The organism is Streptomyces sp. NPDC006739, from assembly GCF_042869815.1.
Classification (GTDB): domain Bacteria; phylum Actinomycetota; class Actinomycetes; order Streptomycetales; family Streptomycetaceae; genus Streptomyces.
In genome coordinates this window covers 45,025-67,670 of record NZ_JBIAGM010000031.1, presented here as the reverse complement: position 1 = coordinate 67,670, position 22,646 = coordinate 45,025, and the positions used below count along the sequence as shown (strand labels likewise).

Here is a 22,646-nt window from a genome sequence, read left to right as displayed (position 1 = left end):
CCAAGCCAGCGCGAAAAGGGCGGCGACAGATCCAGCACGCAGCTCCGTTCGTGGGCAGGGCACATGAGCAAGCCAATCGAGCCGTTCGACCGCTGGCACAAGAGATATCCAAAACCAGAACGCGGTGAGACACCGTGCCAATGCGGTACGCCGCAGCAGCCTCTGTACCCGTCTGCGGACCACGACCGAGGCCATCGCTGGCAGGCCCGATACACCGACTACTCAGGAAGGGAGAAGCGGCCGGCCTTTGCCAGCTGGCAGGAAGCCCGCGGCTGCCTGGACAGGGTGCTCATGGAATCCGAAAGGCAGGCGTCACGCGACAATAATCCGGGCAGCCTGCAGGTCGAATACTTCGCAACCGAGATGATGCAGAGGAGACGCAAGCGGAAGAAGAACACCAATACCTGCGACACCTACGAAAGCCATCTCCGCAGCCACATCCTGCCGTTCGTCGGCCACCGCCCTGCAAGCAGCCTACGCCGTCCCGATTCCATGGCCTTCGTCGACCACCTCCTCGACAAGCAAGGCATCGACTCGGCCCGTACCGTCGTCCAGATCTTCAAGACCTGGCGCATCCTCATGCACTACATGCTGGACGAGGACGTCCTACTCCCTGCCAACATCGTGGCGCGGATCGATCTCCCGGACGTCACACCACGCGTCAAGGTCGCACTGTCTCCTGGGCAAGTCGCAGCAGTCGCAGCAGCGATGCAGAAGGTAGCGCCCCGCTATGAGGTTCTGATCTGGCTCGGAGCCTGCGCCGGGCTACGCCAGGGCGAGGCCTTCGGGCTGAAGCGACCTCAGGTCGCCTGGGGACACGACCTGCTTCACATCGAAGAGCAACGGCAGCGCGGCAAAGCCGTACGCCTCAAGACCAAGGCCAGTTACGCCACCTTGCCGGTGGATCACTTCCTGATCGAGCGGCTGGCACAACACGTGTCACGATTCTCCGAGCCGGAGCCCGTCTCGTCAGGCGCCAAGCGCCGACGCCGGGCACGCGGCTACGTCGAGCCGCCGGACGAGGGCCTGCTCGTCACAAACCGTTTTGGCCGCCCAGTACTGCACACCGATTCCCATCAGAAGTGGCGAAGGGCAGTGAAGCAAGCAGGACTTCCGGACAGGACCCGCTTCCACGACCTCAAGCACTTCTATACCAGCACACTCGGCGGCTCCGGCAAGCACGATCCGAAGACCGTACAAGCGCTCTCCCGGCACGCCAAATTCTCCGAGACCTGGGACACCTACGCCCACCCGCCCCTCGCCGTTGAGGAGGTCACGGTCACCGTGTTCGGTACCGCGTTCTCACACATCGACCCGACGGTCACACGCGATTCAGGCTCGCGTTTCGGGGCCGTTGCCGCGCTGACCTGATGCTTTTGGAAGATGAGGACGCCCGCTCGCCAGGGAAGCCCTAACTCAGAGCTCAGGACGAGGTGTGGATGGCCCTCACCCGGCAGTCCGAGCACCTCCCGGACCTTTCGCAACGAACGGATGCCGATAGACCGTCACCTGGCGCCGAGGGATGCCACAGAGCGTCGTCTCATCCGCCAGAGCGTGCTCCAGGGAAGAGCCACCTGTTTCCAGGCATGCTGCGACGGGCCGCCGCGTTGCGCTTCGCAGCCGAGGGCTCGCTCGTGGTCGGAGGCGACCTGCTGCACGACCAGGCCGTCGAGACGCAGCGGCTTAGACGTCGTTTCCTTTGGTGGCTGGGGTCGTTGTGTTGGTGTGACGAGTCTTGCTGAGCGCCTGGTGCCGGACGAGCTGTGGGAGTTGTTCCGGCGGGTCGTGCCCGAGACGGTGGTCGTACGCGCGCAGGGAGGTGGCCGGCGACGGGCCGGGGACCGCGAGTGTCTGGCGGCAATCGTGTTCGTGGCCACGTCAGGGTGCTCGTGGCGGCAGCTGCCGCCGGTCTTCGGGCCGGCCTGGCCCACGGTCTACCGGCGCTTCGCCCGCTGGAGCCAGGCCCGGGTCTGGGCCCGTCTGCACCGCGTCATCCTCGATGAACTCGGAGCCCAGGGGGAGCTGGACTGGTCGCGCTTCGCCGTCGATTCTGTCAGCGTCCGAGCACTCAAAGGGGGCAGCTGACCGGACCGAATCCGACCGACCGAGGCAAGAGCGGATCGAAAATCCACCTCGTCGTCGACCGCAGCGGCCTCCCCGTCGCCGTCGCCATCTCTGCTGCCAACACACACGACAGCCTCGCGCTGCAGCCGCTGATCGCATCCATCCCACCGGTGCGCAGCCGACGCGGTCCCCGACGGCGGCGGCCTGCGAAACTCCACGGAGACAAGGGCTACGACTACTCTCACCTGCGGCGATGGCTCCGCGAACGAGGCATCACACCCCGCATCGCCCGCCGCGGCACCGACACCTCACAAAGACTGGGCCGACACCGCTGGGTGGTCGAGCGGACCATGTCCTGGCTCGCCGGCTGCCGCCGCCTGCACCGCCGCTACGAACGCAAGCCTGAGCACTTCCTCGCATTCACCGCCATCGCCACCAGCCTCATCAACTACCGACGACTCGCCAAGTGAAACGGCGTCTTATCGCCCGGGAGGGTGGCACCGCCCTCACCACCGCCCCCTGGACGTCACCGACGAGGGCTCCCTCCGGATCTGGGTCGAGGACGCCGTGGACGCCATCGGCGGGATCGAACGGCCGCGGCCTCGGCGTGCTGCTCGCGACGGGCGCATTGCCCGGGTCACAGGCTCCTACGTCGGTGAGAACAAGGAGTTCGCCCGGCAGTACCTGTCCGGCGAGCTGGAGGTGGAACTCGTTCGGCAGGGCACACTGGCCGAGCAGCTGCGCGCCGGGGGCGCGGGCATCCCGGCCTTCTTCACACCGGCCGGCGTGGGCACTCAGATCGCACAGGGCGGCCTGCCGTGGCGCTACGCCCCCGACGGCTCGGTCGCCGTCGCCTCCCCGCCGAAGGAGACCCGCGACTTCGCGAGCCGCCCGTACCTCCTGGAGCACGGCATCACCACCGACTACGCCCTCGTCCGCGCCTGGCGCGGCGACCGGCACGGCAACCTCTGCTTCCGCCGCGCGGCCGCCAGCTTCAACCCGCTGGCAGCCATGGCCGGCCGCATCACCATCGCCGAGGTCGAGGAACTCGTCGAGGTGGGCGAACTGCTTCCCGACGAGGTTCACCTGCCCGGCGTCTTCGTCCAACGGGTCGTGGCTCTCACCGCCGAGGAGGCAACCGACAAGCAGATCGAGAAGAGGACGGCACGTATCTGATGGCCTGGACCCGCGACCAGATGGCCGCCCGCTCCGCCGCCGAACTCACCGACGGCTCTTACGTCAACCTCGGCATCGGCCTGCCCACCCTCGTCCCGGGCCACCTCCCGTCCGGCATGCACGTCGTCCTGCACTCCGAGAACGGCATCCTCGGCATTGGTCCCTACCCCACCGAGGACGAGGTCGATCCCGACCTGATCAACGCGGGCAAGGAGAGGGGCACCGTCCTGCCCGGCGCCTGCTGACCCCTCCCTTACCGTCTGCGTGTTGCTCGCCCCCGCGGCCACCCACTGGAGAGGTGGACCGTGACAGTAAACGCCGCACGGACTCACGTCCGCATCGATGCAGTGCTGGGCGGACGTGAGGTACTGAGCGGTCAGTGCACCCCGTGCGGCTGTCGAGTCAAGCGACCGCAGCACATCGGATGCCCGTCCGCCCCTCGCCGAGCGGGCTCGGCATGGGTCAAACGACCATCCACTGCTGGTTCACGCCGGATGTACACGTTGCCTGGTCCAGGGCGGCGCCGTTGGCGGTGGACGCTCCGGCGACTTCGAGGCATTTTCCGCTGTTGACGTTGGTGAAGGCGACGTAGCCGCCGATCACCGCTGTCCTGGTCCACAGCTGGTGCGGGGCGCCGGTGCACGTCGACTGGACGGCGACCGCTCCGTCGGCGGCGGAGGCGCCGGAGATCTGCAGGCATTTGCCGCTGTTGACGTTGACGAGCTCGTAGTTCGAACCCATCGGGGTGGACACCCATTGCTGGTTGGCGCCGGAATTGCAGTTGCCGGAGTTGACCGCTGCCCCGTCCGCGGTGCTCAGGGACCAGACGTCCGCGCACTTGGCGCTGTTGCGGTTGAGCAGGTGGTTGTTCGCGGCGCCGAGCGGGCCGGCGATGACGGGCCAGCCGTTCGCGAAGGTCACCTGGCGGATGTCGAGGGTCTCCTGTCCGGAGTTGTCGCCGTCGTAGTAGTGGTAGGCGAGGAACTTGGAGGTGCCGTCGTCGTACGCGTCGGCGCCGCCGGCTGCCACCTTGGGGTAGGCACCGGTCAGGACAGTGGTCCCGCCGCCGGAGACCATGTCCGTGCCGCTCTGGTCGAGGTACGGTCCCGTGATGCTGGTGGAACGGCCGACCACGGTGTAGTAGGTGCTGCTGGTCCCGCTGCAGCACAGGCCCTTCGACCCGAAGAGGTAGTAGTAGCCGCCGTTGAGGATGATCGTCGGGTTCTCGATGCCGACGGCGATGTGCCACAGGTTGTTGTCGGTGGTGGACAGCTTTCCGGTGGACTGGTCCAGGACGTGCATGTAGGTGCCGCTGCCGGTCCAGGAGCCCCAGGAGATGTAGAGCCGGCCGTCGGGGCCCCAGTCGACGTTGGGGTCGATCGGGTAGTTGACGTCCGTGACCATGCCCTGGTCGGTCCAGGGGCCCTCGATGTTCGTGGCGGTGGCCAGACCCATCACGGCGTAGTTCGTCCCCCAGAGCGAGCCGGCGTAGTACAGGTGGTAGGTGCCGTTGAAGTACTTGATGTCGGGGGCCCAGATGTTCGGCGGGGTCGAGCCAAGCTTGGTGGTGATCCAGGAAGGGGTTGACTCCCAGACGTTGCCCACCTTGGTCCAGCCGGTTGCCGCGGTGGCGTTGCACGTCTTGCGGATGGTGATGGATCCGCTGGGGTTGAGCGGGTCGTGCTCGAAGCCGGTGGAGAAGCCGTAGTAGCAGCTGCCCACCTTGATGACGCTCGGGTCGTGCATACGCAGGTCGCCGCTGAGCGCCTGTGCGGGCGAGGCGGTGACCAGGCCGAGAACGGCCAGGAGCGCGGCTGTGATCGCGGCGAGGACGGGACGCGCATGCCGTCTGCGTCTCCCGGGGTGGAGCTGTTCGGAGTACTGGTTGGTCACGCGAGACTCCTTTGCGTCGCTTGGGTGTTGGGCAGTCGCCTGCTGGTGGGGGCGGTGACCGGTCGTGAAGTGGTGGTGGTACCGGTCGGCAGGTGGGTGACGCTTCCGTCCGGCCACTCGATGCGTCCTGTCGCTCCGGTGGGCACGGTGGTTTCGACGACGAGTGCCGATTCCTTTAGCTCCCATCGGATCGCCACGCGACCGTAGGGCGATTCGTGGGTGGCGCTCGCCCAACTGATGCCGCCGCCGGGGCGTGGGCGGAAGACGATGTCGCGGTAGCCGGGCGCACTCGCGCTCAGCCCGGCGACCGTGGTGTGCAGCCACTGCGCGACCGCGCCGAGGGCGTAGTGGTTGAACGAGGTCATCTCGCCCGGATTGACCGTGCCGTCGGGCAGCATGCTGTCCCAGCGCTCCCAGACAGTCGTGGCGTCGTGCTTGAGCGCGTACAACCACGACGGGCACTCCTGCTGGAGAAGCAGGGCATAGGCGGTCTCGTCATGGTCTGTGGCGCTCAGCGCGGGGGCGACCAGTGGTGTGCCGATGAAACCGGTCTGGATGGTGTGCCCGCCTTCGGCGACCAGTTCGGCCAGACGCCGTCCCGCCGCAGCACGGGCCGGCGCGTCGGGAAGGAGGTCGAACTGGAGGGCGACGGCGTAGGCGGTCTGGGTGTCGCTGGTCATCCGGCCGTCGGGCAGCACGTACGCGTCGACGAACGCCCTCCGGACCCGCCACGCGAGTTCCTCGTAGCGGTCCCGGTCGTCCTCGCGTCCCAGGACGTCGGCGGTCCGTGCCACATGGTGCAGGGACCACGCGTAGTACGCCGTGGCGATCAGGTGGCGGTCGGTGCGGCCGGCGCCGGGATCCTCCGGAGGGGCGAACGGGTCGAGCCAGTCGCCGAGTTGGTAACCGCGGTTCCACAGGCCGGACTCGTCGGCGAGGTCGGTGACGAGGTCGACCCATCGCCGTGCGCTCCCGTACTGGGCGGCGAGCAGGCCGGTGTCGCCCGAGGCTCGGTAGAGGTCCCACGGGGTGAGTGCTACGACGTCGCCCCAGCCGGCGCCCGGTCGGGCCGGGGTCCATTGCTCGCCCCCTGGTATCTCGGGCACGTACCAGGGGACGGTCCCGTCGGCGTGCTGTTCGACGGCGACGTCGCGCAGCCAGGAGGCGAGCATGCCGTGGCAGTCGTACAGGAATGCCGCAGTGGGCGCGAAGATCTGGATGTCGCCGGTCCAGCCGAGTCGTTCGTCGCGCTGCGGGCAGTCGGTGGGAATGTCGACGAAGTTGCCGCGCAGGCTCCACACCACGTTGTGATGCAGTCGGTTGACCTGCTCGTTGGAGCACTCGAACCAGCCGGTTCTCGTCATGTCGGTGTGGTGGACGCGGGCGACGACGTCGCGGTACGGGTCGCCGCCGCGCCAGCCGCTGATCTCGGCGTAGCGGAATCCGTGGAGGGTGAAGCGCGGCTCCCAGGTTTCCGGGCCTGCGCCCCGCAGGACGTACCGGTCCGTGGAGACCGCATCGCGGAGGGGGCGGACGCACAGCTCACCGTTCTGGAGCACCTCGGCGTGGCGGATGACGACGCTGTGGCCGGCCGGGCCGGTGACGGTGATACGGATCCGGCCGACGAGGTTCTGTCCGAAGTCCACCAGGAGCCGGTCGCCGTCGAGGGCTGTGACCGACACCGGGGTGATCTCCTGGGTGCAGCGCACCGGCGGGCCGGTGGGTGCGACCAGGGTCGCCGCATCCCGAGCGACGGTCTCCACCGGCGACCAGCCGGCGTCGTCGAATCCGGGACTCGACCAGCCGGGCAGTTCCTCTCGCGCGTCGTAGGTCTCTCCGTCGAGCAGTCCCGATGAGAGGAGGGGTCCCTGGCCGGCCCGCCAGGAGGTGTCGGTGCCGATGACGGTGACGGTTCCGTCGTGGTGGACGATCTCGAGTTGGGCGAGCAGGGCGAGCCCGTGGCCGTAGAGGTTGGCGTGCCCCCCGCCGAAGCCCAGCCGGCCGCGGTACCAGCCATCAGCCAGCCACGCGCCGATCGCATTGGCTCCGGCGTGCAGGTGGTCGGTGACGTCGTGGGTCTGGTAGCGCAGCCGGTGGTGGTAGCTGGTCCAGCCGGGCGCGAGCGCGTGGTCGCCCACCCGGCGGCCGTTGATCTCGATCTCGTACAGGCCGTGCGCGGTGACGAACAGCCGCGCCCGCTTCACCTCCGCCCCGAGGACGAACTCCTTGCGCAGCAGGGGCGGGCGGCGCTCGGGGGCCGACTGCTCCGAAGCGTGCGGCTCCTGTGGCTCGTGCGGCGAGATCGCGCGGGCCGTCCAGTCCGCCGGTTTCAGCAGGCCCGCCTCGATCCGCAGCGGCGGGCTCCACTCGCCGACACTTCGGTCGGCGCCGCGGACCCGCAGCCGGATGTCGCAGATCTCACGGGACACCAGCGGTGCCAGGGGCCAGGGCACGAGCACGGAGTCGGGTGAGGTCCTCCAGTCCGTGAGGTGCGTCCCGTCACCGCGTATGGCCTCGATCTGGTAGGCCTGCTGGGTCCAGCCGGCGCGGGCGACGGTCTTCCAGGACAACCGGGGCGACGGCTCGCCGATGCCGATGGGCTCCCGGTGGTGTTCCGCCGTCGGTGCGGCCGTCTGCGGCTTCCGCTCGGGCGTCATCCCTTCACCGCCCCGGCGGTCAGACCCTTGATGATGCGCTGGTTGATCAGCAGATAGAGCACCAGGGCGCCGACGACGTTGATGCTGATCGCGGCGAACAGGGGCCCGTACGCCGTCTCTCCGTACTGGCCGGTGAAGTTGAGCAGCCCGACCTGGATGGTGCGCAGGTCGTCGTTGGTGGTGAAGGTGAGCGAGATCAGCAGGTCGTTCCAGATGAAGAAGAACTGCACCAGGGCGACGGTGAAGATGGCGTTGCGGACGACGGGGAATCCGATGCGCCAGAACGCGGTGAGCATGCCGGCTCCGTCGAGGGTGGCGGCCTCGAAGATCTCGCGCGGGACGGCACGGAAGTAGGTGGCCATCATGAAGACGGTGAGCGGGAGGCCGACTGCGGTGTAGGTGATGATCAGCGGCCACATCGTCCCGGACAGCCCGGTCTGGAAGTACACCCGGAACAACGGCAGCAGGATCATCTGGCTCGGCACCATGATGCCCACCAGGAAAACGAGCAGGACCTGGTGGCGGCCGCGCCAGACCATGACCTCCAGGGCGAAGCCGGCCGCTGTGCCGAGGACGATGATGAGCGCGAGCGAGGGCGCGGTGGCCAGCAGGCTGTTACGGACGTAGAGGGCGACGTGCCCGGTCGTCCACGCGTCGGCGTAGTTGTGCAGGTCCCACTTGCCGGGAAGCGACCAGGCGGGGTCGTTGACGAACTCGGACTGGGTCTTGAAGGAGCTGAGCACCAGCCACAGCAGCGGCGCCACCTCGACCACCACCAGCAGGGCGATGAGCAGGTTCCGCACCAGGCGCCGGGCATACGCCCGCCTTGGGACGGGGCGCGCCTGCGGACGGGCGAGGATTTCCCTCGGCGGTGCTGTCATGGTGTCGGTCATGGAGTTCAGCCCTTGGTCAGGTCGCGGCGCGAGAAGCGGAAGACGATGAGCGTGACGCCGAGGCAGACGACGGTGAGCAGGGAGGCGATGGTGCTGCCGTAGCCGTAGTCGCCGTAGGAGAAGGCGGTGCGGAACATGTAGAGGGTCAGGGGCGTCGTGTCGCTGCCCGGGCCGCCGTTGGTCAGGGCGAGGACCGAGTCGAACACCTTGAGGGTGCCGTTGATGCTGAACACGATGGACGACAGCAGCACGGGGGCGGACAGCGGCAGGACGATGTGGCGGATCAGCCGCCAGCCGGTGGCGCCGTCCATCCGCGCCGATTCGAGGGTCTCGTCGGGGATGTCGAGGAGGCCGGCGAAGATGAGGACGCCGTAGAAGCCCATGGAGCGCCACACGTCCATGACGACGAGGACGATGAAGGAGCCTCCTGCGCCGGCGAACCAGTCGCCGTGGTGGATGCCGAGCCCTTCGAGGGCGACGTTGGCCAGGCCGTTTTGCGGCGCGACGGCGAAGAGTTTCTGGAACATCAGGGCCACGGCAACCGTCGGGAGGATCACCGGGAAGAACACCAGTGTCCGGACGACCGCGGAGGACCTGCGCAGGACGAAAACGTAGAGCAGCGCGAGCAGGTACCCGCACAAGACCTGCCCGGCGCTGACGGCTAGCGCGTACTTGAACGTGAACCACAGTGCCGAGTGGGCCTGGGGGTCGTGCCAGAGCTTGGTGAAGTTGCCGAACCCTCCGAAGGTGAAGCCCTGGATGACGTTGCCCTTGAAGAAGGTGTAGCCGAGGGACCAGCCCATCGGCACCAGCATCACCAGGGTGTACACCAGCAGTGCCGGGCCCAGCAGGACGGCGATGGCACGGCGGTCTCCCAGAACTGAACGCATGACGGCTCTCTCACGAAGGGGTCGGGGCGAAGCGCGGTGGGCGGGAGGGGTCAGCCGTTGTCGAGGTCGGACTGGACCTTGGTCATGAAGTCCTTCGCCGAGAGGGATCCGGTGACAAGCGGCGCGGCGTTGGTCTGACTGGTCTCGGTCGCCTTCGTGTTGAACAGGGCCTCGAACCACAGCGTGCTGGTCGTGGTCTTCGTGATGGTGTCCTGCACCGTCTGCGTGAGCGGCGGCAGGGTGCCGGTGTCACCGTTCGGCTTGAAGCCGGAGATGGTGCCCTGGTCCTTGAGCGAGGCGGCGCCGTAGTTCTTGGTGATGCATGACAGCCAGTCGCCGACCTTGGCGTCGTAGGACTTGGCGGAGACGGCGACGGGGAGGCCGACGTTGGCCGGGATCTGGTCCGCGCTGCCCTTGCCGCCCGCGACGGTCGGGAACGGCATGAAGCCGACGTTGTCCGCGCCGATCTTGTTCTTGGTCTTGTCGTTGAAGTCGCCGAGCTCCCAGCTGCCCATGTAGAACATGGCGGCCTTGCCGGTGAGGAACTGCTGCACCGCGGTGTCGTAGTCGATCGATCCGACACCCTTGCCGAAGTAGCCCGCCTTGCCGAGATCGGCGACGGCCTGCGCGGCCTTCACATAGGCCGGGTCGGTCAGCTTGGCCTTGCCGTCCGCCACCGCCTGCAGGGCGTCAGGGCCGAGTTCGCGGTAGAGGTAGCCGCTGACCAGGCGGGTGAGGGGCCAGCCGTCCTTGCCGTCCGCGGAGAATGCGGTGATGCCGGCGTCCTTGAACTTCGCGGCAGCGGCGACCAGTTGGTCATAGGTCGTCGGGACGGCTATGTGGTGGTCGGCGAAGAGCTTCTTGTTGTACCAGATGCCCTCGATGTTGAACTGGTAGGGCATCACGTTGAACTTGCCGTACAGGTTCTCGACGGTCTTGACGGCCGCGGGCTGGATGTCGTTCCAGACGCCGAGGTCCTTGAGCGTCTTCTCCAGGTCGAGGACCTGCCCGGCCTTGTCCAGGGTTTTGGTCAGCTGCGGTGTGCCTCCCGCCGCGAACTGCACGGGCAGGGCGTTCTGGCCGGCAAGCAGCTGCACCTTCTGGTCGACGTTGCCGATCGGCAGCGTCTGGATCTTCAGCGGCAGCGCCTTGTCCTGCGCCGCGCACGAGCCCTTGCCCAGGGCGGTGAGCTCCTGCTGCACGATGTGGTTGTCGTCGTTGATGGTGAGGGTGAACGCCTTCGCGTCGCTGCCCGAGACGCTGCCGCCGCCGCAGGCGCTCAGCAGCAGGCTCGAGGTGGCGGCGGTCGCCAGGAGGGCGACACGGCGGGTTCTGAGGGTCTTGTGCACGGGTGCTCCTCGGCACACAGAGCGTTGAAACGCTTCAATGGGGAGATGCCGGGAACCTATGACCCGTTTCAGCATGTGTCAAGGATCTGTCGAGGATGTTTCCGAACCGCATCTGAGCGTTGCGGAGCGGGCGCCGGGACGCAGCACACCCGACAGGCAGCGAGAAGCAGCTGGTCAAGCCGATGCACTGACACGGAAGGCCAGAATGACGAGCGGATACGGAAGGGCCCCGGTGGCGGACGGAGACAGCAGGGCGCGGCAGCCGGCGGGGGCGGGCGGTCGGTCCGGCAGGCGGACCCGCCCGGTCAGAGCGGCGCGCTGGCGCGGACGATCAGTTCCGGCTCCAGCACAACGGTGGCATGACGGTGCTGCTTGCCCGCGGACACCTCGTCCATGAGCAGCCGGATCGCCTCCTGGCCCATCGTGCGGCCCGCCATGTCCACCGCGGTCAGCGGCACCGCCGCGGTGCCGGCCCCGCGGTTGTTCTCGCAGCCGACGATCGCGACCTGGTCGGGCACCCGGATCCCCGCGACGGTGTGCAGCTCGTGGATGATGGCGTTGGCCAGCGCGTCGGTGACGACGATCAGGCCGTCCGGCAGTTCACCGGGGGCCCGCCGTGCGAGATCACGCCCGATGACATGCCCGTGGGAGGCGGTCAGGCCGACACTGTCGATCTCTTCCAGGGTGACGCCGCTTCCCGCCTCCTCGACCGCCATGCGCACCCCTCTGCGCCGGTCGCGCACGGGCTGGTAGTCGTCGTGCGCGACCACGTAGGCCAGTCGCGTGCACCCGGTGTCGATGAGATGCCGGGCCGCCAGGTATCCGACGTGCTCGTTGTTGACCAGCACCGAGCAGCACGTGCCCGGTTTCGGAGCGTAGTTGAGGAGCACGACCTGGCGTCCGTGGGAACGGATGCGCGCGATGCCGGCCGAGGAGTCCTCCATCGGCGCCAGCAGCACCCCGGTCACCCGGGACTCGTCGAAGAGGTCCAGGTAGTCGTCCTGAAGCCTCATGTCGCATGCCGTGTTCGCGAGCAGCAGGTTCTGGCCGATCGCCCGGGCGGCGTCCTGCGCACCATGGGCCATGTCGATGAACAGGGAGTTCTCGATGTCGGCGAGCACCATGCCGACACTGTTGGTCGAGCCCGACACCAACGACCGGGCCGCGTCGTTGCGCACGAAACCCAGCCTGCTGATCGCTTCGCGGACACGCTGCGCCGTCGCGGGGCTCACCTTCGCCGGATGATTGAGCACGTTGGAAACGGTTCCGACCGAAACGCCCGCGGCGTCGGCGACGTCCTGCATGCTCGGACCCGCATGCCCCTGCACTCGCGGACGGGCGGTTGCCACAGCGCTCCTCGACCTCCGGTCTCATCCAGCCCCCGACCACACGGCACTCACAGTGACCAGGCTTTCGTGGGCAAGCGGCAGAATACATGACGCGCGTTGAAGCGCTCCAAGGTGTGGCGTCCGCCTACTCCACCCGGGGCGGGAGGTACGATCGATAAAAGCAGGTCACCGGGGATGGAACGTGGCCCGCCAGCCCGTTGCGCTCCCGTGAGCCGGCCGACCGCAGCAGCCGTGTCCCGGTCTGCGGAGCGTCAGAGGCCACGGCGGGTTTGATCTGGGAAATCCCGACGCACTGCCTTGACGGCCCGCGAAGAGCGTGCGAGCCTCCCACCGCCGACCTGATTGAAACGCATCAATCCGATGGGTGCCATCGGTCGCCCCCTACCCCGGCATGCCCCGACGCCTGGCGGAACGCACCCCCTGTCCCGCGCGCACCAGGACGCCCGACCTGCCCGGTCGACCGACCGGCTTCCATCGCATGCCGTCCTCAAGATCACCTCTCAACGGCGAGGAGTCCCCAAACATGCGCAGGAGACGAAACGCACTGGCGAAGGCCGCCTTCGGCGCGACCGCCGTGCTGATGGCGTTCACGATGCCGGCCCCGTCCGCCGATGCCGTGACCTACAGCGGCGGCACCATGTGGACGCCGCCGAGCGGGGCGCCGTCCTACGGCTCGCTCTACGCCCACGCGATCAGGCTTGAGCACAGCACCGACTCCAACGGCACCCTCCTCGCCTCCTTCGAGCAGTACTCGGGCAACGGCATGCCGGTGTACCGCAGCACCGACTCGGGGCGCACCTGGACACAGATCTCCACGATCAACGACCAGGTGAACGCGTGGAACAACATCCAGCTCGAACCGGTGCTCTACGAGCTGCCACAGGCGATCGGCTCGTTCCCGGCCGGAACGATCATCGCGGCCGGTGACTCCATCCCCGCCGACAACTCCAAGACCAAGATCGACATGTACGCGAGCACCGATCACGGAGTGACCTGGAGCTTCGTCAGCTCCATCGCCACCGGCGGCAAGGCCGTCGACACCAACGGCAACACCCCGGTCTGGGAGCCGTACTTCCTGGTGGCGAACAACAAGCTCATCGCCTACATCTCGGACCAGCGCGACCCCGCGCACGGCCAGAAGCTCGCCCACTTCACCACCACCGACGGCGTCAACTGGTCCTCTGAGATCGACGACGTCACCTACCCCGCCTACGCCGCCCGGCCAGGCATGGCGATCGTCGCCCGCCTCGGCAACGGCAAGTACATCCTCACCTACGAGTACTGCAACGCCCCGAGCGGCGGCTGCCCCGTCTACTACAAGATCGCCGACGACCCGGAGAAGTTCGGCTCGGTCACCGGTGTGCAGCTCATCACCACGGACAACAGAAAGCCGGACGGCGACCCGTATGTGACCTGGCTGCCCACCGGCGGCCCCAACGGGACGATCGTCGTGCAGGCGTACAGCGACCAGCAGCTGTACCAGAGCACCGACAACGGCGCGACGTGGGTGCGGATGTTCTCCAACACCATCCAGGGCTACAGCCGCGGCCTGCTCCCCCTCGCCGACGGCAAGAGCCTCCTGGTAACACGGGGCGGTGCACTGGTGACCAACGGCACCAACAAGGTGACCTACGGCATCGACGACTACGGCGGCGGCATCTCCACCGGCGCCACCTACAAGATCCAGAACAACCTGAGCTCCCAGGTGCTGGGCGTCCCCAACGCCAACTCCGGGTCCCAGGTCGTCCAGGCCGCGGACAACGGAACCCCCGACCACAACTGGCAGTTCCAGCTCCAGAGCAACGGCTACTACCGCATCCTCAACACCTTCAGCGGCAAGTATCTCGCCGTCCCGGGCGGCTCCCTGTCGTCCGGCACCGGCGAGATCCAGTGGACGTCGACGGGCGGCGCCGAGCAGGACTGGTCCGTCGAGCCCTCCCCCGCCGGCGGATACACCATCACCAACCGCCGCAGCGACCTGGCCCTGACCATGGCCACCGACGCAAACGGCCAGACCTCCACGAACGAGCAGGTCACCCAGGCACCGCTCACCTCGGCGGCCAACCAGCGGTGGAACCTCCTGCAGACCGCGGCGCCGGACTTCACCAGCGGCCAGTACGTCATGGCCAACGTCAACAGCGGCAACTACGCGGAGGTGGTCGGCACCGGCAGCGGCACCCAGGCCGACCAGTACCGCAACGTCAACCACCCCGACCAGTACTGGACCTTCACCCCAAACGGCTCCTACTGGACGATCACCAACGTCAACTCCGGTGACGTCCTGGACGCGGCCCAGAACACCGCCAGCGGCAGCGCCATCGTCCAGAATCCGGCCTCCGGCGCGACCTCCCAGCAGTGGTCCCTGGTGGACACCGGCGCGGGCAAGTATCAGGTGGTCAACCGTGCCAGCGGACTGGCGCTGGCCGTGACGGGCGCGTCGACGAGCAACGGAACCCTGCTCGACCAGGAAACCGTGTCCACCGCGTCCGCGCGGCTGTGGACCATCACCAAGATCAACTGACTCCATACGCCCACAACGCCCCCTGGAGGCACCAGGCACGAGAACCGCCCGGCGCTGGTCCTCTATCTGGAGACGACCAGCGCCCAAGGCGCGATCCTGAACAACAGTCATCCTCCAGCGCCCACGGACCGCAGCGTGTGCCACAGCACGTTGCAGACCCTCCACGAGCAGGTGAAGGGCCCCGTCAGCCGCGCCAGGACGGCGCGGCCGGTGTTCACGCGGGAAACCGCACAGCCAGTGAGGGCACGGTGCAGGTCTCAACCAGTCGATCCCCGAAAGGACCAGCACGGTGAAGCGTTCTGTCGCGCGCAGCCGGACGACGCTCACGGGCATCGCCCAGGCGGCAGGAGTCTCCGTGGCCACCGTCTCAAAAGTGGTCAACGGCCACAGCGACGTGGCCCCCGAGACCCGAGCACGCATCGAGCGGTTGCTGGTCAAGCACGCGTACGTCGCGCGCGGCCCTCGGGGCGCGCAGTCTCCCGTACGGACGGTGGACCTCACCTTCGACCAACTGGTCAACCCCGACAACCTGGTGATCATTCAGGGCGTCACGGAAGCCGCCGCCGAGGCCGGTGTGGACGTGGTGATCGGCACCGCGCCCGACGACCCCCTCGGCGCGGCCTGGACGCGGAAGATCACCAACGCCGGTCGGGAGGGCGTCATCCTGGTCACCTCCCAACTGACACCGCAACAGCGAGTGCAGTTTGCGCGGGCCGAGATCCCGCTGGTGCTGATCGATCCGATGAACGTACCCGACGAGTCGGTGCCGAGCATCGGGGCAACGAATTTCAGCGGCGGCATGTCCGCCACGCAACACCTTCTCAAGCTCGGTCACCGCAGGATCGCGATGATCGAGGGGCGGCACGATGCCGTATGCAACACCGCACGTCTACATGGCTACCAAGCCGCACTCACCGGCGCCGGCCTCACTGCCGACCCTCGGCTCATCAAGCGCGGCGCCTTCCGCTTCCAACCCGCCTACCAGGCCGCTGTCGACCTGTTCTCGCAGGAGGATCCGCCGACCGCCGTCTTGGCCGCCACCGATGTGGCAGCGTTCGGCGTCATCGAGGCCGCTCGCGTGCACGGCCTGCGGGTACCCGACGACGTCAGCGTGGTCAGCTTCGACGACACCACGGCCGCCAGAACCTGTGCCCCTCCATTGACCACCGTCCGCCAGCCCTTCGTCGAGATCGGCCGGGCCGCGCTGCGCACTCTGCTGCGGCTCGCCACGCGCGAACCCCTCGACAGTCATCGAGTCGAGTTGGCCACCCAACTCGTGGTGCGGGCCTCGACCGCCCCGCCGCCCGCACCCTCCTGAACCGCCCCGGCGCCCCTCATGCAGGGGGCAGCGCACCTGATGACGCCTCGGGCCTGTCCCGGCCTGCCTGCGCGAGGAGCGAGTCGAGGCCCTGCTGGCTGGGATGCCCCTGGCCGATAGGCTCGCCCAGCTCGGCAGCTCCTGCGCTGTCCCTGTTGAGGCAGCGACAGCACGGACTGGCCGTGTCCCGTCGGGCAGAGGTCAGTTGGGGCATGGTTCGGTTCTGTGTGGCCATCTCCTGGCGATCGCCAGAAGGTCTTCGCTCTCGCCCACAACGCCACCAGCAGGCGTATCTTCCTGGAGCGATCAAGGGCGCTGCAGGCGGTGGGGACAGGACGTGAGCGGCGTAGCAGTGGGACTGCCCTCTCGGGCGCCTCACCTGACGACAACACCTCCGTCCCGTGACCGGCTCCGATGGCAGAGACCGTCCTCAGGGCGCGGTTGCCAGAGTCGAGGCGTCGATGACGAAGCGGTAGCGCACGTCGGAGGCTAGGACGCGGTCGTACGCCTCATTGATCTTCTCCGCCGGGATGACCTCGACCTCGGCGCCGATGCCATGCTCGGCACAGAAGTCGAGCATCTGCTGAGTGGTGCGGATTCCGCCGATCTGGGAGCCGGCGAAGGCGCGTTGGTTGCGCACCAGGCTGGATCGGTCGAAGGTGAACTTCGGGGTGGCGCCGACGATGGCCAGGGTCCCGTTGACGGTGAGCAGGGACAGGTAGGCGTCGACATCGAGTTCGGCGCTGACCGTGTTGACGATCAGATCAAAGGTGCCCGCCAGCTGCTCGAAGGTCGCCGGATCGCTGGTGGCGTAGTAGCCGTCGGCGCCAAGGCGCAGCGCGTCGCTCTTCTTGGCCAGTGTGCGGGACAGGACGGTGACCTCGGCGCCCATGGCCTTCGCCAGCTTCACGGCCACATGGCCGAGTCCGCCGAGGCCGATGATGCCGACCTCCTTTCCAGGACCGGCGCCCCAGCGGGTGAGCGGTGAGTACGTCGTGACGCCCGCACAGAGCAGCGGGGCCGCCTCGTCGAGGCCGATGCCCTCAGGGATACGCAGGAGGAAATCCTGGTCGACGACGACATGGGTGGAGTAGCCGCCCTGGGTGAGCGTGCCATCACGGTCGACCGAGCCGTAGGTAAGGATGTGGCCCTGGGTGCAGTACTGCTCCTCTCCCCGGCGGCACGGCCCGCATTCGCGGCAGGAGTTGACCATGCAACCGACGCCGACGCGGTCGCCGACTGCGTGCTGCGTGACCTCCGGCCCGATGTGGGTGACGATGCCGGCGATCTCGTGGCCGGGAACGACGGGGTAGTCCTTGGCTCCCCAGTCGCCGCGGACCCAGTGGATGTCGGTGTGGCAGATACCGCAGTACTTGATCTCGATCAGCACGTCACGCGGGCCCAGATCGCGACGCTCGACAGTTGTCGGGGCAAGGGGCCTGGTGGGTGAGGCGGCGGCATAGGCGTTGACGGTCAGCATGGCCCTCTCCGGTGAGTCCTGTTGTGTGTTTGTCGGTGACGGGGGGTGCCAGGAGTACGGCGGCGGCCGTCGTAACTGCGAGCAGCAATGCCGTAGGGCAATCGGATTGCTGGAGTGACGGAACGCGCCGTCTCGCCCCAACGGAAGAAAGTCCTGGCAGTCAGTCCTGACCGTCCGGCTCGGAAGGGTCGGCTGCGCGGGCGGACGGTCAACCTCGGGAGCGACGCTATGCGGCGAAGTCGGTGTCCTGGGTGACGGCCCAGGAGGCGAGCACGCTCAGGCTCTCCTGGGAGGGGGAGCCGGGTTCGGCGGTGTAGACGGTGAGGGTGAGGCCGGGTTCAGCGGCCAGGGCCAGGTATTCCCAGGAGAGGGTGAGGTCGCCAACGACGGGGTGGTGGAAGCGTTTGGTGCCGGTGCCGTGGCGGGTGACGTTGTGGGCGCCCCAGCGGGTGCGGAAGGCGTCGCTGCGGGTGGACAACTCGCCCACAAGGTCGTGGAGGCCTTTGTCGTGGGGGTTACGGCCGGCTTCGGTGCGCAGCACGTCTACTGTCATGTCGGCGGCAAGGTCCCAGTCCGGGTAGAAGTCCCGGGCCGCGGGGTCGAGAAACTGGTAGCGGGCCATGTTCGCCGATTCCATGCCGCGGTCGTAAAGGTCGGTGAAGAAGGCGCGGGCGAGCTGGTTGGCGGCGAGCACGTCCAGGCGGCCGTTGGTGACGAACGCGGGCCCGGCGGTGATCGCGTCCAGGGTCCATCGCAGGCTTCTGTGCAAGGTCCGATGCTTGTTCTGACGCGGCCGGGGACGGGGAAGGGTGCCCGAGGCCCCCTGTGCCCGGGCCAGGTGGAGCAGGTGGGCGCGTTCGGCGTCGTCCAGTCGGAGGGCGCGGGCGACGGCTTCGAGTACGGCCGGTGAGACGCCGGCGAGACTGCCGCGCTCCAGTTTGGCGTAGTACTCGACACTGACGTCGGCCAGTGCGGCGACCTCGCTACGCCGTAGGCCGGTAACGCGGCGCCGGGTGCCGGAGGGCAGTCCTGCCTGCTCGGGAGTGATCCTCGCTCGTCGCGAGGTGAGGAACTCGCGGACTTCGTCATGGTTATTCATACCGTGACCGTACGGCCGGGTCCCGCTGATTGGGATGTACTGCCAGTACACCCATCAGCAGTAACTCGCTACCCGCTCGGAATGTGGCTTCCATAGATGGCGTGGCGCTCTCCACTTCACCGCAACCGGTGGTGTGGCGGCTGCCCGCCCCTGCAATGGCCCGAGAAAGGCAGCACAATGACTGACAGCTACACCTTCGAGCTGGACGAGAATGTCGACCGTACTCCCGTACGGTTCAAGAACCGCTACGGCATCGAGATCGCAGCTGACCTCTACGTGCCGAAGAACGCGACGGGCAAGCGCCCCACCCTGGCCGTCAGCGGGCCGTTCGGCGCGGTCAAGGAACAGTCGGCAGGCCTTTACGCCAACGAATACGCCCGCCGGGGGTATGTCGCCCTCGCGTTCGACCCCTCTTTCACGGGAGAAAGTGGCGGTGACGTCCGCGATGTCGCCTCGCCCGACATCTACACCGAGGACTTCAGCGCCGCCGTCGACTTCCTCGGGCTGCAGGACATCGTCGACCGCGAGCGGATCGGCGTGCAGGCCATCTGCGGTCTGAGCGGCATGGCCCTCACGGCCACAGCCGCCGACAGCCGCATCAAGGCAGTCGCCACGGCCTCGATGTACGACATGTCGCGCAGCATGTCCCGCGGCTACAAGGACAGCTACACGCCCGAACAGCGCCAGAAGGTCGTGGACTACCTCAGCCGGCAGCGGTGGATCGACGCCGAGAACGGCACCTTCGCGCGGGGGTCCCACGAGGTGCCCTTCGACGCGGACGGGAACCCGGCCCCGATCGACCGCGTGCTGCCCGAGACCCTCCCCGAGGGCGCGGACCCGATCACGTCGAGCTTCTTCGACTACTACCGGACCGAGCGCGGATACCACCCCCGGTCGATCAACTCCAACACCGTGTGGACCGCGACCACGCCCATGGCCTTCTTCGCGTTCCCGACGGTCTCGAACATCGACATGCTCGCTCCCCGCCCCGCCCTCCTGGTGGCCGGAGCCGACGCGCACTCGCGCTACTACTCCGAGGACGTCCAGGCGTTGGCACCCGACAACGTCGAACTCGTGATCGTTCCGGACGCGGACCACGTCGATCTGTACGACCGCAAGGATCGCATTCCGTTCGACAAGCTCGACGAGTTCTTCACCAAGAACCTCGCCTGACGGGAGCCAGGGCGAGTCGGCGATGCCCGCCGCGGCATCGAGCCCGCACTCGCCCTGAGCCGATCTTCGCCGTGCGCCACCGCGGCGCGGGAGGCCGTCGAACGGCGGCCGGCCGGCGAGCGGGACCACCGGCACGCGGAGACCGAGCCTCTGTTCCAGCGTCGGCCCGCTCGCTGAGATGGTCCGCGAGCGGGCCGACGTCCTGTGCCGCGGCGGCACCTGTCCAGCAGGGACTACGTGTCGTCGACCGTGTACATGACCCGCGGCGGACGCAGGCCGCCGGGCCGGTCGGGGGGTTGGAGCGCCTGGCACCGGCGCCTGACGCGGTGCCGCGCGAACGAGGGAAGGGGTCGACGTCCTCGTCGCGGAAGTCCGGGCCGCCCGTGCGGGACCGGGTGAGGGCCGCATCCGATTAACGAGTGCGGAACGACACGAGGGCGTGAGGGCTGGGCCGAACACTTCGCGCTTCCCCACTCCACGCGGGCCGGCAGCTTCGTCGCGATCAGCGCCTCCGAGAGGTGGAGGCAGGCGTCGAGCGCCCACATGGTCGGGCGCACCCCGATGGATGGCAGCGTCGCCGACCGGCACTCGGCGCCGGCGTGCCGCAGCAAGGACGGTTGGCCGTCCACGCGTAGCGGGCCGACTCCGCCTGGCATCGCGGCGGTGTTCCCGACAGGTCCACCATGCTCATGACCGGACCGGCCGTCCCCTCCGCCCGATGCCGGGCCCACTCCGCCTGCGGCCCGGAAACCCCTACCGGGCCCTTGCGAAGCCGATTCGCCTCCCGCCACTCATACGCCTGAACAGATGGAACCCTGAGGCCTACGCCATGGAACGTCGCAAATTGCTCGGACTCATCACCGCTGGCGCAGCCTCCTTCGGGGGCCTTCTGGCCGTGAACGCGCAGAATTCCTCCGCCTCCGATTCACTGGAGATTCCAGTCAATCGGTCATCGCGCCCGATAAAGCGTGGAAACAAGACGCTGGTCGTCTATTACTCCAAGACCGGAAGGAACTACCCCGATCTCGAGCTCACGGTCGGGAACACGGCCCGAATAGCCCACTTCATCCACGCCAGGGTCGGTGGGGATGTCTTCGAGATCGTCCCGAAGCGCCCGTATCCGGTTGACTACGACCAGACGGTGGACCAGGCGCAGCGAGAAGAAAGCCAGAACGTCTATCCCGCCATCAAGGAAATGGTGCCTGATACGGATCCGTACTCCACCATCTTCCTTGGGCACCCGGTCTGGTGGGGCGAACAGCCCATGGTCGTCCAGACCTTCATGCGGGACCGCGACCTGAACTACGGCACGATCATCCCCTTCGTCACTCACGAGGGGTCCGGGTTCGGTAACTCGCTGGATGTCCTCGATCAGTACTACCCCGAGGCCCGTGTCCTGGACGGATTCTCCGCACGCGGCACCGACGTGTACGACAACCCGGGGGCAGCACGCCGTGACGTCAACGCCTGGCTGGAAGGGCTGGGCTTCTGATGGGCGGAAAGCTGTTGATGTGGAGCCTTGTGCTCATCTTCCCGCTGCCGCTCGTGCTCGCTCTGAATCTGCAGAGCACCGAAGTCCCGTCCATGCGGCTGTACATCACCTGGGGACTCATCGCCTACAGCTGGTGGCTGCTGGCCATCCTTCTGAGCGTGCGGCCGACCTGGCTGAGTCGCGCTGTCGGGTTGCCTTCGGTCTACGCCCTGCACGGCATGCTCGGTGTCTTCGCCCTCGTACCGGCGTATCTGCACAAGGAGAACACCTTCGCCCCCGACGACCTGTCAAGACTCCTCGGAGACTGGGCCTTCTACGCGGCACTGGCCGTGCTGTGCTACTCCGTCGTGTTCATGAGCGGCTGGCTGACCGATAGGTCGCGTCTCGCGCTGAAGGTGAGGAGTCGGCTGGAGACGGTCTTCCGGCGCCGGTTCTCGGTGTGGGTCCACCGGTTGAACCTGGTCGTCGTCCTCATGATCTGGCTTCACGTCCATCTGATCGGACGCGTCAGCCAGCACTTCGTGTTCATGGCCCTCTTCGACCTCTACACCGTGGTCGTGCTGGGGATCTACGTATGGAAGAAGTGGGTGGCACCGGACGCCTTCCTCACCGGGGCCGTACAGGAGAACGTCGCGCTCAACGGCTCCACCCGCCAAATCGCCATCGCCCTCGACCGCACGGCGACCACTTCCCGCCCGGGCGACTTCTACTTCCTCAGTTTCGAAGACGCACGTCTCGGACGGGAGTGGCACCCCTTCTCCGCCACGGACGAACGCCGTGACGTCCTGACCTTCACCATCCGGCAGACCGGGGACTACACCCGCAAGATCGGCACCGTCGTTCCGGACACGCGTGTGCGTCTGGAGGGCCCGTTCGGCCGGTTCGACTCCGTGGTGAATGGGCGCACCGATGACGCGCCGCTCGTACTTGTGGGGATGGGCGCGGGCATCGCGCCGCTGCTGAGCCTCGCAGCGCAGTACCTCACGGGCCGCCGGATCCACCTGCTGTGGTCGGTACGTCACGCCGACGACGTCTACTACGGCGCCCTGCTCGACGAGTACGAACGCCGCAGCGAGGGCCGGCTCACGATCACGACCCAAGTGGGCCGGTTCCACCGAGACCAGCTCAGGAGACTTCTCCCGGAGGACGAGATCACACGTGGGGACTTCTTCGTGGTGGGACCCAATCCGGCCGTGCTGGCCACGCAACGGACGCTGCGCCGGATCGGGGTGTCACGAAGCAGAATCCATCATGAACGACTCACGATGTAGCCCGCGTCCGCCAAGGCGTCG

General features: G+C 67.6%; 15 protein-coding genes and 2 pseudogenes. 9 read left to right on the top strand and 8 right to left on the bottom strand.

Annotated elements, in window-relative coordinates; all coding sequences use genetic code 11:
- Positions 1-63 precede the first annotated feature (63 nt).
- The 4 genes and pseudogenes from ACFYMM_RS37850 to ACFYMM_RS37835 all read left to right on the top strand — a co-directional run.
- Entirely contained in the window at positions 64-1,371 is a 1,308-nt protein-coding gene (locus ACFYMM_RS37850) for a tyrosine-type recombinase/integrase (protein ID WP_388395647.1), read from the top strand.
- A gap of 354 nt (positions 1,372-1,725) precedes the next feature.
- A protein-coding gene (locus tag ACFYMM_RS37845) for an IS5 family transposase (protein WP_388395645.1) occupies positions 1,726-2,534 on the top strand; the annotation gives its coding sequence in 2 pieces (ribosomal slippage) (positions 1,726-2,080 and positions 2,080-2,534; 810 coding nt in all).
- A gap of 119 nt (positions 2,535-2,653) precedes the next feature.
- Positions 2,654-3,240: pseudogene (locus ACFYMM_RS37840) on the top strand (CoA transferase subunit A); the annotation flags it as partial.
- Positions 3,240-3,479 (top strand): annotated as a pseudogene (locus ACFYMM_RS37835) (CoA-transferase); the annotation flags it as partial. The pseudogenes ACFYMM_RS37840 and ACFYMM_RS37835, both read left to right, overlap by 1 nt.
- 223 nt (positions 3,480-3,702) lie before the next feature.
- Here the strand turns inward: ACFYMM_RS37835 and ACFYMM_RS37830 are convergent.
- The 6 genes from ACFYMM_RS37830 to ACFYMM_RS37805 all read right to left on the bottom strand — a co-directional run bounded on the left by ACFYMM_RS37830 (position 3,703) and on the right by ACFYMM_RS37805 (position 12,226).
- Positions 3,703-5,133 (bottom strand): family 43 glycosylhydrolase, encoded by a 1,431-nt coding sequence (locus ACFYMM_RS37830; RefSeq protein WP_388395643.1) that lies wholly within the window; start codon positions 5,131-5,133, stop codon positions 3,703-3,705.
- A complete protein-coding gene (locus tag ACFYMM_RS37825) occupies positions 5,130-7,790 on the bottom strand; it encodes a family 78 glycoside hydrolase catalytic domain (protein ID WP_388395641.1) in 2,661 nt (886 codons plus the stop codon). Before ACFYMM_RS37825 ends, ACFYMM_RS37830 begins: the two co-directional genes overlap by 4 nt.
- Entirely contained in the window at positions 7,787-8,683 is an 897-nt protein-coding gene (locus tag ACFYMM_RS37820; RefSeq protein WP_388395638.1) for a carbohydrate ABC transporter permease, read from the bottom strand. Before ACFYMM_RS37820 ends, ACFYMM_RS37825 begins: the two co-directional genes overlap by 4 nt.
- 5 nt (positions 8,684-8,688) lie before the next feature.
- A complete protein-coding gene (locus ACFYMM_RS37815; RefSeq protein WP_388395634.1) occupies positions 8,689-9,573 on the bottom strand; it encodes a carbohydrate ABC transporter permease in 885 nt (294 codons plus the stop codon).
- 50 nt (positions 9,574-9,623) lie between these two features.
- Positions 9,624-10,922 carry an ABC transporter substrate-binding protein gene (locus ACFYMM_RS37810; protein WP_388395632.1) on the bottom strand — a complete coding sequence of 433 codons (1,299 nt, stop codon included), beginning with the start codon at positions 10,920-10,922 and terminating at the stop codon, positions 9,624-9,626.
- A 305-nt stretch (positions 10,923-11,227) separates the two neighbouring features.
- Positions 11,228-12,226 (bottom strand): LacI family DNA-binding transcriptional regulator, encoded by a 999-nt coding sequence (locus tag ACFYMM_RS37805; RefSeq protein WP_388395629.1) that lies wholly within the window; start codon positions 12,224-12,226, stop codon positions 11,228-11,230.
- A gap of 568 nt (positions 12,227-12,794) precedes the next feature.
- Here ACFYMM_RS37805 and ACFYMM_RS37800 point away from each other — a divergent pair.
- Together ACFYMM_RS37800 and ACFYMM_RS37795 are read left to right on the top strand one after the other, a co-directional pair.
- A complete protein-coding gene (locus tag ACFYMM_RS37800) occupies positions 12,795-14,792 on the top strand; it encodes an RICIN domain-containing protein (protein ID WP_388395626.1) in 1,998 nt (665 codons plus the stop codon).
- A 289-nt stretch (positions 14,793-15,081) separates the two neighbouring features.
- Complete coding sequence (locus ACFYMM_RS37795; RefSeq protein ID WP_388395624.1) at positions 15,082-16,110, top strand: LacI family DNA-binding transcriptional regulator; 1,029 nt, start codon at positions 15,082-15,084, stop codon at positions 16,108-16,110.
- Positions 16,111-16,540: 430 nt separating this feature from the next.
- Here the strand turns inward: ACFYMM_RS37795 and ACFYMM_RS37790 are convergent, their stop codons facing one another.
- Positions 16,541-17,590, bottom strand: coding sequence for an NAD(P)-dependent alcohol dehydrogenase (locus ACFYMM_RS37790; RefSeq protein WP_388395621.1), 1,050 nt, complete (start codon positions 17,588-17,590; stop codon positions 16,541-16,543).
- 226 nt (positions 17,591-17,816) lie between these two features.
- Complete coding sequence (locus ACFYMM_RS37785; protein WP_388395618.1) at positions 17,817-18,689, bottom strand: helix-turn-helix transcriptional regulator; 873 nt, start codon at positions 18,687-18,689, stop codon at positions 17,817-17,819.
- Positions 18,690-18,866: 177 nt separating this feature from the next.
- Here ACFYMM_RS37785 and ACFYMM_RS37780 point away from each other — a divergent pair, with 177 nt between their 5' ends.
- From ACFYMM_RS37780 to ACFYMM_RS37770, 3 genes are all read left to right on the top strand, one after another.
- A complete protein-coding gene (locus ACFYMM_RS37780) occupies positions 18,867-19,862 on the top strand; it encodes an alpha/beta hydrolase (RefSeq protein WP_388395615.1) in 996 nt (331 codons plus the stop codon).
- Positions 19,863-20,691: 829 nt separating this feature from the next.
- Positions 20,692-21,354 carry a flavodoxin gene (locus ACFYMM_RS37775; protein ID WP_388395613.1) on the top strand — a complete coding sequence of 221 codons (663 nt, stop codon included), beginning with the start codon at positions 20,692-20,694 and terminating at the stop codon, positions 21,352-21,354.
- Between the two features lie 17 nt (positions 21,355-21,371).
- A complete protein-coding gene (locus ACFYMM_RS37770; protein WP_388395610.1) occupies positions 21,372-22,625 on the top strand; it encodes a ferric reductase in 1,254 nt (417 codons plus the stop codon).
- The last annotated feature ends 21 nt before the right edge of the window (positions 22,626-22,646 follow it).

Bases quoted from the DNA above. Each gene is read 5' to 3' on its own strand.
- ACFYMM_RS37775 (WP_388395613.1), top strand. From the start codon at position 20,692: ATGGAACGTCGCAAATTGCTCGGACTCATCACCGCTGGCGCAGCCTCC.
- ACFYMM_RS37770 (WP_388395610.1), top strand. From the start codon at position 21,372: ATGTGGAGCCTTGTGCTCATCTTCCCGCTGCCGCTCGTGCTCGCTCTG.
- ACFYMM_RS37785 (WP_388395618.1), bottom strand. From the start codon at position 18,689: ATGAATAACCATGACGAAGTCCGCGAGTTCCTCACCTCGCGACGAGCG.
- ACFYMM_RS37800 (WP_388395626.1), top strand. From the start codon at position 12,795: ATGCGCAGGAGACGAAACGCACTGGCGAAGGCCGCCTTCGGCGCGACC.
- ACFYMM_RS37825 (WP_388395641.1), bottom strand. From the start codon at position 7,790: ATGACGCCCGAGCGGAAGCCGCAGACGGCCGCACCGACGGCGGAACAC.
- ACFYMM_RS37780 (WP_388395615.1), top strand. From the start codon at position 18,867: ATGACTGACAGCTACACCTTCGAGCTGGACGAGAATGTCGACCGTACT.
- ACFYMM_RS37790 (WP_388395621.1), bottom strand. From the start codon at position 17,590: ATGCTGACCGTCAACGCCTATGCCGCCGCCTCACCCACCAGGCCCCTT.
- ACFYMM_RS37850 (WP_388395647.1), top strand. From the start codon at position 64: ATGAGCAAGCCAATCGAGCCGTTCGACCGCTGGCACAAGAGATATCCA.
- ACFYMM_RS37815 (WP_388395634.1), bottom strand. From the start codon at position 9,573: ATGCGTTCAGTTCTGGGAGACCGCCGTGCCATCGCCGTCCTGCTGGGC.
- ACFYMM_RS37820 (WP_388395638.1), bottom strand. From the start codon at position 8,683: ATGACCGACACCATGACAGCACCGCCGAGGGAAATCCTCGCCCGTCCG.
- ACFYMM_RS37805 (WP_388395629.1), bottom strand. From the start codon at position 12,226: ATGCAGGACGTCGCCGACGCCGCGGGCGTTTCGGTCGGAACCGTTTCC.